Origin of the sequence: Prevotella sp. TCVGH, assembly GCF_023522295.1 — a bacterium.
GTDB lineage: Bacteria > Bacteroidota > Bacteroidia > Bacteroidales > Bacteroidaceae > Prevotella > Prevotella timonensis.
Genome location: NZ_QFFX01000111.1, coordinates 1 through 4,258, shown reverse-complemented (window position 1 = coordinate 4,258; position 4,258 = coordinate 1). Strand labels below are relative to the sequence as shown.

Annotated in this window: 4 protein-coding genes and 2 pseudogenes; all 6 read right to left on the bottom strand. The window is 39.3% G+C overall.

Going from position 1 to position 4,258, the window contains the following annotated elements; all coding sequences use genetic code 11:
- Positions 1-373: pseudogene (locus DEM91_RS12145) on the bottom strand (DNA methyltransferase); the annotation flags it as partial.
- Positions 372-716 (bottom strand): hypothetical protein, encoded by a 345-nt coding sequence (locus tag DEM91_RS12140; protein ID WP_249859085.1) that lies wholly within the window; start codon positions 714-716, stop codon positions 372-374. The gene DEM91_RS12140 and the pseudogene DEM91_RS12145, both read right to left, overlap by 2 nt.
- Before the next feature lie 2 nt (positions 717-718).
- Positions 719-1,447, bottom strand: a complete 729-nt coding sequence (locus DEM91_RS12135) for a hypothetical protein (protein ID WP_025071457.1) — start codon at positions 1,445-1,447, stop codon at positions 719-721.
- An 8-nt stretch (positions 1,448-1,455) separates the two neighbouring features.
- A pseudogene (locus DEM91_RS12130) lies at positions 1,456-1,847 on the bottom strand (DNA adenine methylase); the annotation flags it as partial.
- A 439-nt stretch (positions 1,848-2,286) separates the two neighbouring features.
- Entirely contained in the window at positions 2,287-3,582 is a 1,296-nt protein-coding gene (locus DEM91_RS12125) for a Y-family DNA polymerase (RefSeq protein WP_249859084.1), read from the bottom strand.
- Positions 3,563-4,021 carry a LexA family protein gene (locus DEM91_RS12120; RefSeq protein WP_025071454.1) on the bottom strand — a complete coding sequence of 153 codons (459 nt, stop codon included), beginning with the start codon at positions 4,019-4,021 and terminating at the stop codon, positions 3,563-3,565. Before DEM91_RS12120 ends, DEM91_RS12125 begins: the two co-directional genes overlap by 20 nt.
- Positions 4,022-4,258: the final 237 nt, after the last annotated feature.

Sequence of the window (4,258 nt, the reverse complement as noted above, 5' to 3'; positions counted from 1 at the left end):
AATATTGACTGCGGGTGAGCCAATAGTGCTCAAAAACAAGAATGATAGAGGATGGGGTAAGGTTTTGCAGAGGTCTCGTAATGATATTCAACACCTTGAAGCCCAATTTTAACAATTGTTGCTGCACACTGAAAATATTATGGTGAGTTCCAGAAATCCAGATGGTAGCATTGTCTTTCATGTGTTCACGAACTGCCGTCAACCAACGCAAATTAAATGCGTCTAACTCTTCAGAAGTAACAGGCTTGTCCCAATCTCCCTTATCCACACACACAACTTTTCCACTTTGGTAGCTAATGCCTCCTCCAGATAAGAAGTATGGACGATCCGCAAATATCATGTCGAATTTGAAATCAAACTCCCTTTGAAGCTTAAAGAGATGTACATATTTGCTTTAATCGTTTTAGCACTTCAAATATATGCTTCTTGGGATATTCACAATATTCTTCATAATGTTTCTCTTCGCCTGTCCAATTATAATCGACAATAGTTTGAATGTCTTTTATTTGTTCTGTTGTTAAAACTTGCTTTACCATAATTTCTCTCATAGAAAAACCTGCTTCAATAATCCATGGATTATTTGTGAGTAACAAATCCATCGCTTCAGAATTGTTCTTGGCTTCAACAAATCCTAATATTTGACAATTATCAACATCTTCATCTTTATCAGGGGGTAACGTTGTTCCTTCTGTTGTATAAAAAACATATTCATTCATAGTTAAATAATTTGCCAATTATTCATATTTACACATTTCAAACCCGTGTGCATAGCGACTACTCTTTCATAATCTATAAATTGCACACGAGACTTTATGTCGTTAAACATAGAAGCATTTATCTTGTCGTAGAACTCTTTTTTGCGACATATATCTGCCACTATATAGAAATTAGAGAAGAAATCCTGCAACTCATAAAACTTGGATAACGAATTCTTAATGTCTGTCGTATGCTCAACTTCATAAAAATCAGAAGGCATTTCACGTTCGTTGAACCATATTACATCTACAGTCCTTGCCTTTCTCAACAAATAATCATAGGTAAAAGAGGGGATAGTATAGGTATCAGCGACTTCACATAAGTGCTTGTCAAGAAACATTCTATTCTTATCTTGTGACGGAATATAAGTCTTCTTGTTCCTATATTTTCCAATTTCAACGAGCAAGCCTTGATAATATCCATGACTAAATTGCTCTTCACTATATTTGTCTCCTTCTTTTATATTAAACTTTTTAAGAACTACTTTTCGACAATCTTCCAAAGCCCAAAGCCCCGATTGTATTCTAAAAATAGATTGGCTATTTTGAACTATTCTCCTTACTGAAGCTTCTGGTGTTTTTGTTTTCCATGACGAAAAATCAACAATTTCGTTAAGTCTGCGAAGAGTTGCAAACCCACCTTCTTTTCTTAAAGCTTCTATTACTTGATATTCTTGAGTCCCTTTTTTCATGCAATTTTTGTAGTGTTCTCTATCTGGTCAAGTTTTTCTCATTGTATCGTTGGCGAACAGCCATAAACATCTCACGTTTAGCCGCCATGTTGCGCAAAGAGTAATATTGCCCTTGTATTTCCCGTAAGTCAGGAATCAACTGCTCTACATTGTCACGGACTGTTTTGTAGCAAGTAATCAAGTCTGAATTAATGTCGTTGATTACAGCCCGTTTAATATTTGGATGCTGCCTCAGCATATAAAAAAGCATTACCCCTCCACCTATAAAAGGTTCTATGTACGTTACATTTTCCCAATTGTCAAAATCAATTGGGAGCTGCTTATCTATTTGGTCTATCAATTGAGTTTTACCTCCAACCCATTTGATAAAAGGTTTTGCCTTTAGGGATTTACTTATCATATATTGTTTTTACAAGCGAGCATCCATTCTTCAAAGAGTGATTAAATGCAAGGATAGTTATTTTTGGTTTGGAAGAAAATTAAAACCTTTTTATAGGGTGACACATCAAGCCACTCACTGTGTTCAAGGAGTAATTGCGTGATACGTCTTATACTCCTTTCGGATTAGCCTTGCCTAACATTTTTCGCTCTTTATTGCGAAAGTACATAAAAAACTCTAATTACCCAAACTTTACATTGCACTATATGCAGTTTGAATATACGCACGTGTAAGTTTTAGGAATGGAGAAATAGACAGAAAATACAATGAGATAGAAGTGCCAAAATTAACCCATGGAGATAAGGGGCTTAACCCATGGAGATTGGAGCGTTAAGTGCATGGGTTAAGGAGGTTAACTCATGCTTACAATCTGACGAAGGATAAGTGGTTGATTTTCAAACTATTTCAACTCCATGATGTCGCTCCAACGAGTGGTTGGATTTTTGCTCTTAAAAACATGCTGTATCGCATCTGCAAACACTATAGCCTTGCCATTTTGTTGTCTTTGCTTGTACTGCTGAGCTCCCAGTTTAACGGTTTCCGTACCCATGAGTTTGTTCAGACGATCTACAGCTTGATCTAATTTGATGTGCTTTTCCATTTGAGTAGCGTGGAAATCCAAGAAATTAGTTTGTATCGCAGCATCCGACTGAAGTCCCATAACCACAACTCCAGCTTTCTTGTATTGATATCCACTGGCGAAAATGTGTTGCAACCCTTGCGCTGCCGCCTGCACAATGACCTGCGTGGAATTTGAAGGAGTGAGCAATTGTACAGAAGTGGAATTCCAATATTGATCCAAATCTTCACGGAAACGATTGGTGTGTACAAAGACACTCACCACAGAAGCAACAGATTGCTGTTGCCGAAGTTTATATGCACACCGTGCGGCAAAGTTGGCAATGTGAGTACGCACAGCATCATACTCCGCCAACATACCAGTAAAGCTTCTACTGGTACAGATACTTTTCTTATGCGTCATCTCATCTATTGGCACACAATCCTCTCCCCAAAGCTCCTGCCAAGTGCGCATGCCAACCACCGTAAAAAGTGAACGTATCCACGACTTGTCATGCATGGCAAAATCATAAGCCGAATGAATGCCCATGGACTCTAATTTCGTGGCATGACGACGTCCGATACCCCACACCTCACTAATGGGGTATTGTTGCAGTGCTTTTGTCCGTTTCTCATCTGTATCAATGATACAACAATGCTGATACCCCTCATATTTCTTCGCATAATGACTTGCCATTTTTGCCAAAGTCTTGGTATGCGCTATCCCAATACTAATAGGCATTCCCGTATATTTTAGTATGCGATGACACAAAGACTCGCCCCACTGTTTCAAATCTGTAAAACTCATATCGGGCAAGACACAGAAACACTCATCGATGGAATATCGGAAACTCTGAGGTGACGCCTCTCGAATGAGCTGCATCACCCGTGCCGTAAGTTCACCATATAATTCGTAATTGCTGGAAAAAACGGCAATCTCATTATCAGGATATTGCTCCTTGAGTTGATAATAGGGCATGCCAGCTGGTATTCCCATCCGTTTAGCTTCCTTACTGCGGGCTACAACGCATCCATCGTTGTTGCTTAACACAACAACGGGCTTATGTTTGAGGTCGGGGCGGAACACGCGCTCACAACTCACATAGCAGCTGTCACAATCACAAATCGCGTAATACATTGAGATTTTTACAATTCTTGATGACAAAGGTAACAACGCCCCATATTTCAAAATCGTCATCATTGACAACCTTAATGGGCTTAAAATTCTCATTGGCAGGCATCAACTCAATATATCCTTCTTGGGCATGCGCTGTATTCAAGAATTTTAAGGTAAACTCGCCATTCACATAAGCCACGACAATATCTTTATCCTTTGGTTCTTCAGCCCGATCAATCACAGCGATGTCACCGTCATAGATGCCTACTCCTATCATGGAGTCGCCCGACACACGCCCATAGAACGTAGCTTCGGGATGTTTTATCAAATCCCGATTAAAGTCAATCCTGTCTTGTAAATAATCTTCTGCCGGACTTGGAAAGCCAGCCTTGATAGCAGGAGCTATCTGCAATGAGAGTTGTTTGGCAAACTCGCCTTTCACTATTTTTATTTTCCCCATTATCAAATAACAATCAACATACGTTGATGCAAAGATACTAAAATTAGGGTAGAAAATAGAGCAACTTGATGATTAGGTTCAAAATAGAGCGAGATTGCGAAAATCTACCTCGTATAAAAGGAATCGAGTAGGAGGTAAACACTAATCATAGGTGTTTATTTCCTACTTTCGTGTTCACCGACCTCTCACACCACCGTACATGCGGTTCCGCATACGGCGGTTCCTATTTTGGGTGCC